The sequence below is a fragment of the Sphingobacterium siyangense genome (assembly GCF_023277505.1).
Lineage (GTDB): Bacteria > Bacteroidota > Bacteroidia > Sphingobacteriales > Sphingobacteriaceae > Sphingobacterium > Sphingobacterium siyangense.
Genome location: NZ_CP080574.1, coordinates 1,751,590 through 1,765,349 on the forward strand (window position 1 = coordinate 1,751,590; position 13,760 = coordinate 1,765,349).

At 41.8% G+C, this 13,760-nt stretch carries 14 protein-coding genes; 9 read left to right on the plus strand and 5 right to left on the minus strand.

The window, feature by feature from the left end; genetic code table 11:
- A complete protein-coding gene (locus K2F45_RS07175) occupies positions 1 to 750 on the plus strand; it encodes a DeoR/GlpR family DNA-binding transcription regulator (protein ID WP_248933250.1) in 750 nt (249 codons plus the stop codon).
- 166 nt (positions 751 to 916) lie between these two features.
- On the opposite strand, the gene cobA is transcribed toward K2F45_RS07175, so the two are convergent.
- Positions 917 to 1,678 carry a uroporphyrinogen-III C-methyltransferase gene (cobA, locus tag K2F45_RS07180; RefSeq protein WP_070567494.1) on the minus strand — a complete coding sequence of 254 codons (762 nt, stop codon included), beginning with the start codon at positions 1,676 to 1,678 and terminating at the stop codon, positions 917 to 919.
- A 200-nt stretch (positions 1,679 to 1,878) separates the two neighbouring features.
- Between cobA and nirB the strand changes: the two genes are divergently transcribed.
- The 4 genes from nirB to K2F45_RS07200 are packed head-to-tail and all read left to right on the plus strand — an operon-like array spanning position 1,879 to position 6,054.
- Positions 1,879 to 4,395 (plus strand): nitrite reductase large subunit NirB, encoded by a 2,517-nt coding sequence (gene nirB / locus K2F45_RS07185; RefSeq protein ID WP_075991569.1) that lies wholly within the window; start codon positions 1,879 to 1,881, stop codon positions 4,393 to 4,395.
- 43 nt (positions 4,396 to 4,438) lie between these two features.
- The gene (gene nirD / locus K2F45_RS07190; protein ID WP_070567492.1) at positions 4,439 to 4,786 is read left to right on the plus strand and encodes a nitrite reductase small subunit NirD; all 348 of its coding nucleotides are present in this window, start codon (positions 4,439 to 4,441) and stop codon (positions 4,784 to 4,786) included.
- 47 nt (positions 4,787 to 4,833) lie between these two features.
- The gene (locus tag K2F45_RS07195; RefSeq protein ID WP_248933251.1) at positions 4,834 to 5,646 is read left to right on the plus strand and encodes a formate/nitrite transporter family protein; all 813 of its coding nucleotides are present in this window, start codon (positions 4,834 to 4,836) and stop codon (positions 5,644 to 5,646) included.
- Between the two features lie 6 nt (positions 5,647 to 5,652).
- On the plus strand, positions 5,653 to 6,054 hold the full coding sequence (locus tag K2F45_RS07200) for a hypothetical protein (protein ID WP_075991571.1): 402 nt from the start codon (positions 5,653 to 5,655) through the stop codon (positions 6,052 to 6,054).
- A gap of 49 nt (positions 6,055 to 6,103) precedes the next feature.
- Here K2F45_RS07200 and K2F45_RS07205 read toward each other — a convergent pair whose 3' ends face one another.
- Positions 6,104 to 6,814, minus strand: coding sequence for a Crp/Fnr family transcriptional regulator (locus K2F45_RS07205; protein WP_075991572.1), 711 nt, complete (start codon positions 6,812 to 6,814; stop codon positions 6,104 to 6,106).
- Positions 6,815 to 7,194: 380 nt separating this feature from the next.
- Complete coding sequence (locus K2F45_RS07210) at positions 7,195 to 7,749, minus strand: SMI1/KNR4 family protein (protein ID WP_153845107.1); 555 nt, start codon at positions 7,747 to 7,749, stop codon at positions 7,195 to 7,197.
- Positions 7,750 to 7,982: 233 nt separating this feature from the next.
- Here K2F45_RS07210 and K2F45_RS07215 point away from each other — a divergent pair, with 233 nt between their 5' ends.
- From K2F45_RS07215 to K2F45_RS07225, 3 genes are all read left to right on the plus strand, one after another.
- Positions 7,983 to 8,507: a hypothetical protein gene (locus K2F45_RS07215; RefSeq protein WP_070567484.1), complete on the plus strand. Its 525-nt coding sequence runs from the start codon at positions 7,983 to 7,985 to the stop codon at positions 8,505 to 8,507.
- A gap of 8 nt (positions 8,508 to 8,515) precedes the next feature.
- Complete coding sequence (locus K2F45_RS07220) at positions 8,516 to 9,325, plus strand: helix-turn-helix transcriptional regulator (RefSeq protein WP_248933252.1); 810 nt, start codon at positions 8,516 to 8,518, stop codon at positions 9,323 to 9,325.
- A 71-nt stretch (positions 9,326 to 9,396) separates the two neighbouring features.
- Entirely contained in the window at positions 9,397 to 11,037 is a 1,641-nt protein-coding gene (locus K2F45_RS07225; protein WP_248933253.1) for a serine hydrolase domain-containing protein, read from the plus strand.
- Positions 11,038 to 11,058: 21 nt separating this feature from the next.
- On the opposite strand, the gene K2F45_RS07230 is transcribed toward K2F45_RS07225, so the two are convergent.
- Together K2F45_RS07230 and K2F45_RS07235 are read right to left on the minus strand one after the other, a co-directional pair.
- A complete protein-coding gene (locus tag K2F45_RS07230) occupies positions 11,059 to 11,973 on the minus strand; it encodes a helix-turn-helix domain-containing protein (protein ID WP_070567478.1) in 915 nt (304 codons plus the stop codon).
- Positions 11,974 to 12,047: 74 nt separating this feature from the next.
- On the minus strand, positions 12,048 to 12,896 hold the full coding sequence (locus K2F45_RS07235; RefSeq protein ID WP_075991576.1) for an SDR family NAD(P)-dependent oxidoreductase: 849 nt from the start codon (positions 12,894 to 12,896) through the stop codon (positions 12,048 to 12,050).
- 216 nt (positions 12,897 to 13,112) lie between these two features.
- Here K2F45_RS07235 and K2F45_RS07240 point away from each other — a divergent pair, with 216 nt between their 5' ends.
- Entirely contained in the window at positions 13,113 to 13,664 is a 552-nt protein-coding gene (locus K2F45_RS07240) for a putative antibiotic biosynthesis monooxygenase (protein WP_248933254.1), read from the plus strand.
- Positions 13,665 to 13,760 lie beyond the last annotated feature (96 nt).

A 13,760-nucleotide genomic window follows, 5' to 3' on the forward strand; every position in this document is an offset into this window, starting at 1 on the left:
ATGTTAAAAGAAGAACGTTTTGAGATAATCCTCCGCGAATTAGCGGTCCGGAGGAAGGTGAAGTTTGAAGAGCTGGCGGTGTTGTTGGCGGTATCGGAAGATACTATCCGCCGTGATATAGACCTTCTCTATCGGAACGGCTTGCTTTCCAAGACCAGGGGTGGTGCTATACTGCGTGAAAAAGATCCGCTGACTTTCCAGGATAGGCAATCGTTTCTGACCAAAGAAAAAGACATTATTGCATTAAAAGTACAGCCGTTTCTGAAGGATGGTATGACCATTTTTGTGGATGGCGGCACCACGACATGGGCCGTAGTGAATGCGATGCCATTGGATATCCGGATTCGGATGGTTACAAATAATTTTTCCATCGTGCCGCTGCTCGAGAAGTTCAAAAATGTAGAACTTATTTTTTTGGGTGGTAATTTTGAACCCGATCTGGCTGTAACTTCAGGCATCACAACCTGTATGGAGGTTGCTAAGTATAATGCCGATATCTTTATCATGGGAACTTGTGCTGTAGATCCTGAGCTCGGCGTTTCCGCAGCGTCAGCTGCAGATGGCGAAACCAAAAAGATGATGGTTCAATGTGCAAAGAAAACAATAGCCTTAGCCAGCCAGAATAAGCTTTATCAAGGTGAACTGTTTAGGGTGTGTCCAATAGATTCGCTCACGGCATTGATCACCGACCTGGACTCAAATGATTCCGAATTGAATCTCTTTAGAAATATGGACCTGCAGATTGTCTAGCCAATTGACAGTGACAAATCTGACGAGATTTGGTAGATGATATAAAGCTTCCAAATAATAATATTAAAGTCTTCGCAGGTATTGATGACCTTTGTCTGTTTTAGTCTGGCAATAAAGTGGATAATAATAGGCTTTACTTATATTTCAAGTAATGCTATAATTGATCCTAAATAATGCGCCGCTGTTCGGCAGCAACTGTCAATGTTTGCTGCAGATCCACTACGTCGCCGATGATAATGATAGCTGGATGCCCTATCTGATGCTCCTTGCTTATTCTGACGAGATCTTTGACTTTGCAACGCACCTGTCTTTGTTGCGGCAAGCTTGCATGTTGTATAATTGCTGCGGCTGTTTCTCCTTTGCTGTGCAAAACATAGGTGCGTGCTATTTCATCGAGCTTACGCATTCCCATATAAATGACTACAGTAGATCTGCTCTGAACTGCCAGGGCCAGATCGGCAGATAGGGATCCGTCCTTTTTCATACCTGTTAATGCCCATACGCCTTCACTTACACCACGATGTGTCAGCGGAATATCATTGAGGCCGGCGCCTTGCATGCTGCTGATGCCCGGAATGTAGGTCATGTTAATTGATCTGTTTTGTACGGTAAGCCATTCTTCAAAGCCGCGCCCAAAAAGATAGGGATCGCCACCTTTAAGCCGTACCACTCTTTCGTATCTTTCGCAATAGTGAAGGATGAGCCTATTGATTTCTTCCTGGGGCACGTATTTTCCGTAAGGATGCTTGCCGACATAGTGTTTTAAACAGTTTTTATCTGCTATTTGAAGGATTTCTTTATTAATTAAGTTGTCATATAAGATCACTTGTGCATTTTCTATTGCTTTATAAGCTTTCAGGGTGAGTAATTCGGGGTCTCCAGGGCCAGATCCTACAATAAATAACGATGTTGTGCTTAATTTTTCCATGTTATTGTTGTTTTTGTTGTTGAATTATATGTAAATCTATTAAAAAATCTGATATAAATCATAAAAACTACAATTATTTATAGTTTTTTATTAAAAAAATATTACTAAAATCATATTTATTTTGATTTTTTAATTTTTTATTGCATAAATTAGTGTTGTTAAAATATTAAATTGAATTTTTATCATAAAAAATAGCAGTTATGGAAAGAAAAAAGGTTGTTATTGTTGGTAATGGTATGGTCGGTAATAAGTTTTGTGAAAAATTAAAGCAGAAAATAAACGATCTGGAAATAATTGTGTTTTCAGAAGAGCCGATACGAGCTTATGATCGTGTTCATTTGACAGATTACTTCAAAATTTCGTCTATTGACGAGCTTTTCTTGTTAAAAAATGAGTGGTATTTGGAAAATAATGTAAAAATTCATTTAGATGATCCAATTGTTGCTGTAAATCTATTAAAAAAAGAAGTGGAATCTCAAAAAGGTATCACAGTCAATTATGACTATCTGGTTTTTGCGACTGGTTCTGCTCCTTTTGTTCCACCAATTCCGGGCATTGAAAAGGAAGGGGTATTTCTATATCGTACCATCGAAGATCTGGATCTGATCAAAGCTTATGCGGCAAAAGCGAAGCGTGGTACAGTAATGGGCGGTGGACTTTTGGGACTCGAAGCTGCGAAAGCAATGGTGGATCTTGGTCTGGAAGAGACTGCCGTGATCGAATTTGCCCAACGCCTGATGCCGCGTCAAATTGATGATAGCGCCAGTATGTTGTTGCAAAACAAGTTGTCAGAACTGGGCTTGACCTGTTTATTGCAAAAGTCGACAAGCCAATTGCTGGGGGATGATCGCCTGACGGGGATTGCTTTTCAGGATGGTTCGTCGATAGAGACGGATTTATTGGTGATTTCAGCAGGTATACGTCCCCGTGATGAGCTGGCCAAGAAAATTGGACTGGATGTTGGTGAAAGGGGCGGAATATTGGTTAATGCGCAGATGCAGACTTCTGATCCTGTAGTTTATGCTATCGGTGAGTGTGCCTTAGTGAATGATATGATCTATGGTCTGGTAGCACCGGGCTATGAAATGGCTGAAATTGCGGCATCTCATATTGTGGGGGAAGAGAAATCCTTTAAGGGATTTGACATGAGCACCAAACTGAAACTGATGGGAGTTGATGTGGCTAGTTTTGGAGACGCTTTTATCAGCGAGCCTTATGCACGCACGATCTTATTGGAGGATCGTAATAAAGGTATTTATAAACGATTGAACGTAAGTAAAGATGGAACGCGTCTGCTGGGTGGGATACTTGTCGGGGAAGCGGCAAGTTACAACATGTTGCTTCAGATGGTTAATAATAGCCTGCCGTTGGCGGAACACCCTGAACTCCTTCTTTTTGGCCAGCAGAGCGAAAGTAAGTCGGCTTCTGCTGGTCTGGAGGCTCTTCCTGATGCGGCATTGATTTGCAGTTGCGAAGGTGTCACTAAAGCACAGATCTGTGATGCTGTGATAACTGGTCATTGTGAAAATGCAGATGCGGTAAAGAAATGTACCAAGGCTGGATCGGGATGTGGCGGCTGCGTGCCGATGGTCAAGGACCTGGTCAACTATACGATGAAACAGCAAGGGAAATATATCCGGAGTACCATCTGTGAACATTTCGATCTGAGCCGCCAGGAACTATATGACCTGATCAAGATCCATGAGCTGAAAAGTTACGATCATGTATTGGATGCGCTAGGCCGCGGACATGGCTGCGAAGTCTGTAAACCGTTGGTGTCTTCCTTGCTAGCGAGCCTTTGGAACGAAATGATTCTTGGCAAGGGTAATGATGTGGCTCAGGATAGTAATGACCGTTATTTGGCCAATATACAGAAGGGCGGGACCTATTCAGTTGTTCCGCGCATTCCGGGAGGTGAAATTACCCCAGATAAACTGATTGTTATCGGGGAAGTCGCTAAGAAGTACAGCCTATACACAAAAATTACGGGCGGACAGCGCATTGACCTATTTGGTGCACATCTCAATGATCTGCCGTTTATCTGGGAAGAACTTATTGCTGCCGGCTTTGAAAGCGGACATGCTTATGGCAAGGCACTACGGACTGTCAAAAGCTGTGTGGGCAGTACCTGGTGTCGGTTTGGGCTGCACGATAGTGTTTCTTTTGCGATACGGATAGAGGAACGTTACCGTGGTCTTCGTGCTCCACATAAGATAAAGTCGGCTGTTAGTGGTTGTATCCGCGAATGTGCCGAGGCGCAGAGTAAGGATTTTGGAATTATTGCGACGGAAAAAGGCTGGAACCTCTATGTGTGCGGTAATGGCGGAAGTAAGCCGCAGCATGCTTTGCTGCTTGCATCGGATATCGATAGTGAAACCTGTATCCGTTACATTGACCGTTTCCTGATGTTTTATATTCGCACTGCCGATCCGCTGACCCGGACTGCTACCTGGCTTAATAAAATGGAAGGTGGAATAGATTATTTAAGGAATGTCGTGGTAGAGGATGGCCTGGGTATGGGGGAGGCCTGGGAGCAGGATATGCAGCTGCTTGTCGATAGTTATCGCTGTGAATGGAAGGTAGCTGTAGAGAATCCGGAAATTCGCAAACGCTTTGTTCACTTTGTAAATGCACCCGAAGAGAAGGATGAAACTGTTCGCTTTGACAGTTTTCGCGGACAGAAAAAAGCTGCTGATTGGAACGTCAGTACTTATTAAATATATTAAATATAAAATCGCTAAACCTTTTAATTGAAATCATATGAATACGCAAATTGACATGAAATGGCTGAAGGCTTGTCGGATAGAAGATGCTATTGAAAATGGTGGAGTCTGTCTTAAATTGAATAACGAACAGGTGGCGCTGTTTTATTTCGCCCGCCGCAATGAGTGGTATGCCACACAAAATGAATGTCCGCACAAACGGCAGATGATTTTAAGCCGCGGCATGCTGGGCTCTTTGGGTGAAACGCCTAAAGTCGCCTGTCCGTTCCATAAGAAAACCTTTGCGTTGGATACAGGTGAATGTCTTTCGGGTGATGAATGTGCCATTAAGACTTATCCTGTGAAGGTGGAAAACGGAAGTGTTTTTATTGGGATGACTGCTTAGGAGAAATAAAAATAATTGAATCTAAAACCTTTTAAAACAAAAATACAATGGATTATATTAGCCCTAAAGAGGTAGCTGGTGCCATGATGAACACCGCTATCTACAAATCTTCGCTTCCGGTCAAAGATCTACTGATACGGGGAGCATTGTCAGGTGCCTTATTGGCAATTTCTGTTACACTCGCACTTTTGGCCACTTCGCAGACTGGATTGGGATTAGTCGGTGCATTCGTTTTTCCTGTAGGGTTTGTTATTATCGTCATCCTCGGTTTGGAATTGGTGACAGGCAGCTTCTCTCTCGTGCCTTTAGCCTGGTTTGAAGGTAAAATCAATTTTAAGGCTATGGCCAATAATTTATTCTGGGTTTTTCTAGGCAACTTGCTTGGGAGTGTCCTGTTTGCGATTTTATTTTGGGCAGCTAGTACAGAAACTGGACATTCGAGCCAGCTCGGAAACATCGAACAGAGCCTGATCCTGATCAGCGAAAAGAAAACGCTTGGATACAGCGCCCATGGTGCAGCAGGCTTGTTTTCGGCCTTTGTTAAAGCTATTTTGTGTAATTGGATGGTCTGTATGGGGGTGGTGATGTCCATGACTTCTAAGTCTACTCTTGGCAAAATACTGGCTGCAGGTATTCCGATCTTTATATTCTTTGCATTAGGCTATGAGCACGCAGTGGTCAATATGTTTGTGATTCCTGCCGGGATGATGTTCGGTGCAAAAGTGACTATCTCCGACTGGTGGCTGTGCAATCAGCTGATTGTAACAGCTGGAAATATTGTCGGCGGATTGCTGTTTACAGGGATGGCTATCTATTATACCTATCATCAAAAAGAAAGAGTGTCGACTTCACAAAACTAGATTTTTATGCATCAGATAAAACAATTATTCATGTTATTTCTATTGCTAGCTATTAGCATGGAGTCTTACAGTCAGGAAAAAACAGTCAAAGGGAGTTTGTTTGAGGGAATTGCCGTGGCAGGATATGCTGATCATGGTGCTTATATCAATTGTACTGGACCAGCGGTGAAATATATATTCAGCCCGAAAAGTTGCCTGTTGTTGGGTTTATTGCCGAGTTTAAAACTTAAAGAAGATAAGGTTGAAACAGGGAAGCCAAAGAATTCCTGGGTCACCCCGTCTCTAGGCTTTGGTCTGACGGCCGTATTCCGGCATATTGCTATTCAGCTGCCCGCATTTTACGCGGCGAAAACGGGTACTGCTGATGGCAAGTGGCGTTTGGGGGTCGGTTTAGGCTATAAATTTTAGTGTGATGTATTTTTAGGGAAGTATATGGATTGGGGAGTCGTTAGCCGTCTTAGACTGTTTCACTCCCCATATTTTCTTCCGAAAGATCATGCAAAAGCTGGAAGTTTTTAATAAAGATATTTTTTTTATCCATCGCTATCGCCTCTAGATCGATAAGTTCACCTAGCATGCGGTAGACGGTCTCGTAAGTAGTACCTACATAGGATGAAAGATCTTTTTTACTCAAGGTGAGACCGATATATCCGTCCATGTTTTCCTCGCCAAAAATACGGTAGAGTAACAATAAGCTCCAAGCAAGCCGGTTTTTAACAGGAAGCTGTGTCAGGTTGGTCATTTTTTGCTCAGAAAGATGTAGTTCGTCGGCAAAAAATAACATCAGCCGATAGCTCAATTCGGGATTTATGCGTAGCGTGGACAGAAAAAATGGCAGTTCCACGAAGCAGAGCTGCGTGACATCCAAGGTAGTTGCCGAAATGGGATAGACGGTTTGTTCAGTACTGATACCGCGATGGCCTACGATATCTCCCTTTTTTGCAAAACGAACAATGGTTTCCTTATCTCCAAGATTGCGGTGAACTTTGACAAGTCCAGACTGGACAAAATAAATACCCCGAACCGATTGCCCTTCGGTAATAAACTGCTCGCCTTTTTTCAATCTGATATTTGTTCGGTGCAGGTCGATTTGTCCAAGCCAGTCTTGTAGGACATAACGGCACATAAGGCAGGAGTGGTCGCAAGTATTTACTTTTTTCGATTTCATGAAGGCCTGATTCGTATAACGGACGGTGTGTTATCTGTCCAAAGTTATTATCTATTCGTTTAAATTCCTATTTTACCTTCTATAAAAACAGTATATCTTTTGATTTTAACTTATTAATGTGTGGAACTGGATGAAATTTTGCATCTCCATTATGGTTGGCATCTTGTTGATGCTGTCATTTGAAATCAGCATTTATTGTTTTCTTCGGTTTAGTGTAAAGACCAATAGTATGATGAAGCTAAGGATTTATTTAATTTTTGTTACTCTTTATTGTATGTTGACGCTGTTTTTATCCTGTGGTTCCAAAGAGAAACAGCGGGAAAAGGTATAATAAATTTAAAAATTCATCGAGAGAAAAAAATGAGGGTGATGAGTTTCTGTTAGTCCACCTTAAACCGTTTGGGATATTCGCCTGTGGTATCTAGGCTAAAAAAATCATCGAATTTTTCTTTAGGCGTATGGGCATAATAGTCGTTAAGTAGCCCTAAAAAACCTTCGAGGTTAGGTGCAATAACATTCCGGTCATTGTCTTTATTCCAGTATTCAATCAATTGACCTGCCTGTCCGGTAAAGATGCCACCTAGATCATAGCAGATATAACTTCCACCGCCGTTGTGGAATATAGGGATCCAACGTTCATTCCACCAGTTTTCGATTTCAAAGTCCATACCAATCATATTTGTCAATTCCTGCGCTGTATCCAGCGCCTCTTCTAGTGGGATGAAAGTCGAATTGTTAACAAAGGCTTCATAACTTGTATTGCGCTGCCCATTTTTCCAGCGATAGAGTGCTTTAAGATCATGAGGTATTTCAATATCATATTTCTGTTCAAGGGCCCTAAACTCTTCTGCCGATAACGGGGATTGTAGATCGGTATACAGTTCAGGTCTTAGATTTTGGATATAACTGTCTAATGTCGCTAGCGTCTGTTGCATAATCGTCGATTTTTGATGCATTCCTAAAGTTAGTCATAATTGGCTGAGTATGCGAATTATCATGTGCGCTAAGGATCGTAAGAAAAGTTAAAAATGTTAATAATTATTTAATGGGAATTAGTGTAAATTTATGTCAGCATAAAGCTGTAGCTATGTTCATCATTGGATAAAACGATAACGGATCTTCAAGTGTTATTTATGCAGGTATCCTTTTTATAATTTACTGAATACGGATGAAAAAGATCGAACTAGTCCCACTTGTTGGGATTCAAATTGAAGGTATTGGTCAGGTTAATCTCGGTGCGGGCCGTGCTGAAGTTCAAAATGTACTTGGTGCTCCTTCAGATGCGCTGGACGACCAATATTATTATGATGAACTCGAATTGAGACTTGATTTTAATGATCAGGGAACATTGGAATTTATAGAAAGCATCAATGGACCCTATCCAGAAAAAACTGAAATCAGTATCTATGGTGTTAATCCGTTTCAGGTCGAAGCGACCGAACTTGTAAGCATCCTGCGTGATAAAAATGCGGGTGAGGTTGATGATGCCGAAGCGGGATATTGCTATACATTTTTAAATAGCTCTGTTGGTGTCTGGAGACAGATTACTGAAGAGGATGTTCAGGAGGAGATTGAGGAAATCAAAGCCGATGGCGAATACGAAGACAATGCGGATATGCTGCTGGAGGACCTTAAAAAGTCAAAGTTCTTTTGGACGATTGGCATTGGCGTAGCGGGATATTACGCGGAATAAAGTAAGACGTGGAGCAGCTCAGTGCAGGTACCTACTACGGTGCTATAAATAGGAAATTTAATTCCAATGAACTACTTGTTTCAGATGCTATTTATACACTGGAAAAAGTGGACTGGCATTACCATGAAAACCCTTATTTCACGTTTATTTTGGAAGGGAATTTGCTTGAGGGGAGCAAAAAAGGGATTCATCATTGTACTGCTGGGGACCTGCTTTTTCATAATTGGCAAGACCCTCACTACAATAGAAAACCAGATGGCTGTACCCGGGGTTTTCATATTGAACTAAGTCCACACTGGCACTGGAACGAGATGGCGGCGCTGCATCTGCTGGAAGGCAATATGGATATTCATCTGCCGGAGGTAAGGCTGCTCTTCCATAAACTCTTTTGGGAATCTTTTGATCAGGATAATAGTTCGGGACTTGCAATGGACAGTTTGTTGTTACATGTGTTTTCTTTGTTGCATCGCGATCGGATAGTGAGCGAACGTAAAATTCCGCAATGGGTTTATACGTTGCGTGATTATTTGCGGGCGAATTTTAGCAGTGAGCTGAATCTGACGACTATCTCCCATACTGTCGATCTACATCCCGTTTATCTGTCCCGTGAATTTTCCCGGTATTTTGGTGTAACGATGGGTGATTATATCCGCAAATTGAAAGTGGAAAATGCGGTGCTGCTGCTGCGTGAACCGACTCTTTCGCTAACCGAAATAGGCTATCAATCAGGTTTTGCGGATCAAAGTCATTTTATACGTTGTTTTAAAAGTTTGTTTGGGTCCACACCTGGGGAATATCGCAACAAGATAAACGCTTAAAAAGTTAATTTCATTCTATTTTATTCATTTGGCTAATGCTATTTTTACACAAATAGACTGGAAAAAGCCTTATGAAATATCTTGCTTTATTTTTTTTATTCTGTTATCCGCTGTTGATTACTGCGCAACAACAATCGAAGCGGGATACTTTACAGGTTCACTTTGATCAGGAAATGCCTGGTGAAATTTTGTTCACAAGCTCGCGGGAGCGGTTGCAAAAAGAAGAGTTTATGCCTAATTATGTGCTCTCACCGAAAAGTGATCTGTTTTTTGCTATCAAACTTCAAAAGCCATTGCTCTATTATCAAAAGATCCTAGCGCCGAAGCTTACGGAGACCGAACTTTTTCAACAGGGTAATTTTCAGTTTACGTTATGGATAGATGGAAAAGTAATTTACAGAAGCAATTTATCTCCTGGCGCACCTCAGCAGGAGATACAGCAACAGGAGACGATCTTGAAACGTCCCCTGATCGATCAAATCAATGGACAGGGATCCTGGTCTGAATCTTTCTGGAATCGTTTTCTTTTTAATGGTGGTGAAAAGGCGTTAACGGATGGAAAACATCATCTTAAGATGGAAATCAGACCTTACGTAAATACTGATAATCTGGTTGTTGGTGGTATCATTGCAAGTGGTGAACTGCAGCTTTCTGTCAGCATGAACCCGGATATAAATCCGGATAAATATAGGCTACAGTTGCCGGAGTCTTATCCTGGGTTGAATTTATCAAAAGCAAAGTTTGACCGCCGTAGGATGCAGCAGCTAAAAGGAATGATTGAAGAGGGGATTTTTAAAAAGGTAAACGGAATTGTGGTATTGGAACATGGAAATCTGTTGATAGAAGAATATTTCAATGGTGAAAATAGGGATAGCCTGCATGATCCCCGGTCCGTCGGCAAAACCTTTGCATCGACTTTAACCGGGATGGCCATTGCGGATGGCTTTGTCAAGGACGAATATCAAACACTGGATCAATGCTATGATTTTACAAAATATCAACATCCTGATCCAGGTAAAAATAAAACAACCATTCGTGAATTGTTGACCATGAGTGCTGGCTTTGATGGTAACGATGAAGATCCCAATAGCCCCGGTAATGAGGAAAATATGTATCCTACAACAAATTGGGTAGACTTTACTTTAGATCTTCCTTTTCGAAAATCTCTGCAGCGACAATGGCATTATTTTACCGCCGGAGTCGTTGTATTGGGAGATCTGCTCCATAAACAAGTAGAAGGTGGATTGGAATCCTATGCAGACAAAAGACTGTTTGTTCCATTGGGAATACGGAAATACCGCTGGGAACACACCCCGCAAGGACTGCCAAATACTGCTGGTGGTATTCGTATGAATGCACTTGATTTTGCGAAGTACGGCCAGCTCTATAAGAACGGTGGGCGCTGGAATGGTAAGCAGATCCTTCCGCAAGCCTGGGTTCAAAAGAGCCTTTCGAAACAGCTTATGATTCCTAAAAGGGAGAAAGAATATTATGGTTATCTGTTTTGGAACAAGTGCTTTAATGTTGGAAATAAGGCGTATGAAGCATATTATTGTGCTGGCAATGGCGGGAATTACATTATTGTTATGAACGACATTCCATATGTGATCGTTATTACAGCTAGTGCCTATGGTCAAGCTTATGCGCATAGGCAGGTCGACCGGATCGTCAGCGAATTTTTGCTTCCAGCCTTAATTAATGCTGGTAATTGATCGCTTTACAAAGTAGCTTTTTTACTGAAACAGTTGCCTAAATTCCACGGGGCTTTGTTGGGTATTCTTTTTGAAGACCTTACTGAACGACTGTGGATGTTCGAACCCCAGTTCATAGGCGATTTCACTGATGGAGAGGGAACTTGTACTTAATCTTAATTTGGCATACTCGATCATTTTATGCTGAATATGCTGCTGGGTGTTTTGTTGTGTGTAGATACGCAGCAAACTGCCCAGATAGTTTGGTGATAAATTGAGCTGCTGCGCCAAAAAGCTGACGGTTGGTACGCCATGCTCCACAAGTATGTGTTGCTGAAACTGTGTTGACAGTATTTGCTCAAACTTGGTGACCAGCTCTTGGGTCGATCGTTTGCGAGTGATAAATTGACGCTCGTAAAATCGTTCGGCGTAAATCAGCAAGCGTTCAATCTGTTTGAGAATGAGTTCACGACTAAATTTATCGATATTAGACTGGTACTCTTTTTCGATATTCTGCAGAATATCGACAATGATGGCTTCTTCTTTGTCTGAAAGAAAAAGGGCTTCATTGACCTGATATTGGAAAAAATCGTAGGAGTGAATATGTTTTGCCAGTTCGCTGTTCCAAAGAAAATCAGGATGGATCAACAGGATCCAGCCGCTGGGTTGCGCCTGTACTTCCTGATTGATCTCCACTTTTAGAAATTGTAAGGGTGAGACAAAGGTGAGTATGCCCGAGTCGAAGTCGTAGTGCTGCTGTCCATAATTGAACCTGGCATTTACATTTCGCTTTAAACCGATCGAATAAAAATGTTGTATCCAATTCAATTTGCGATCATTCACAGGGTAATGTACTTGACTATAATCAACCAGGCTGATCAATGGATGTTCGGGTTTAGGTAGTCCGCAAAAGCTGTGGAATTCCGAAAGGGATTGAAAGCGAAATGTATTCTCCATGTTGTAAATTTACTGAATTTCTAATTTGATTATTGTGAAATATCCTTGGAAGCACCTTATGCTGAACTAAGCTGTTATACGGAATGCTCGAAACCTGTTGACACGGTATAACTTTTCCATTTTTCGATTTCTGCCCTAAGCATGTTGATCTTATTTTTGGCCAGTTCATACGCATCTTCGCCCATTAAAAAATGGACTGGAGGCTGCTCCAGCGTGCTAAGCTCGATTAATAGGGTTGCTGCTTTTTGGGGATCGTTTGCCTGATTCCCGTGGATCTGATGCAGATGGGTGGCTTCGTTTTCTCGGGCAGTTACATAAGCTGCGATCGGATTGGCTGCGGTATGTAAGGATCCTTCAGATAAAAAATCAGTTCTGAAATAGCCGGGATACACCAAGGTCGTGTGTACACCAAAAGGCTCCATTTCGACAGCGAGGGCTTCAGTAAAGCCTGCGACAGCAAATTTGGTGGAGCAATAAACACCAAAAGCTGGGTAATTTCCTGCGAGTCCGCCGATAGATGCTATATTGAAAATATGTCCCGATTGTTGGCGTCGCATATGGGGGGCGATATGCCGGATGGCATTAAGTGATCCAAAGACATTCACTTCAAAGTTGCGACGTGCTTCCAGGTCACTGAGCTCCTCTAGGGTTCCAGTTTGGCCATATCCGGCATTGTTGACCAGTACATCAATTCGTCCAAAATAATCAATGGCCGATAGTACTGCCCGGGCAACGTCTTTGTCATCGGTAATGTCTACTTCAAGCGGCAGAAAATTTTCCTGATCACCCATTTCATCTTCTAGGGCCTGTTTTGTTCGTGATGTGGCAACCACAAGATAACCTTGGGCGAGCAATTCTTTAACGAGACTGAGACCTAGCCCCTTGGAAGCGCCAGTGATGAACCATACCTTTTGTGATTTCATGTTTTTCTGTTTTTAAATAAATTGATGATACAAAGGTGGCCAATCGATCGATTTTGGATGTAGGCAGATCAACGGATCTTGTAGTCAGATCGTGGATGATAAACTCTTCAACGATCAAATATGCCTATTCAACGAAATTTCGCTTGCCTTTAGATCATTCTGCCGTACCTTTAAGACAGGAAAGAGTAATGGCGCAACGAATAAAATCAATTTATTATGGAAACTCAAGGTGCTTCTGCGGTAATAATACATCATATTTTGGATGGTAAAATTCTGGAATATGAAAAATGGCTTAACGAGATTACGCCGTTGACCAAACATGCAACAGGTTTCATTGATCTTCAGATCGTGAGGCCTATTCCTAAATTGACATTTGTCTATACAGTCATTATTCGTTTTGACACTGTAGAGAATCTACAAATGTGGTTAGAATCGGAGCAAAGAAAGCTATGGATCGAAAAAGCTGAGCCACTATTTCGTCGTCATGATCGCTATCAGATCCGGTCGGGTTTGGATTTTCTTTTTGAAGCCCCAGAGAATAGTGCAAAAATCCCTCCTCGCTGGAAACAATATCTTGTCACTTGGTCTGCTATTTATCCATTATCAATTTGTATACCCATGTTACTCGTGCCATTATTGCGCGCTTTAAATTTTCCCTTCAATCACTTTTCGGATGCACTCTTGATTTCTGGTACGATTGTGTTTTTGATGGTCTTTGTTGTCATGCCAAAATATACTAAGCTGATTTCTAAATGGCTAAATAAATAGTCTGAAGTTGACTGTGTTGAACGATAATTCTGTCTTTTCGAGGAATCCTAAATCTAAGAAATTTATGATGTATGAGGGGATACCTTAACATGATTT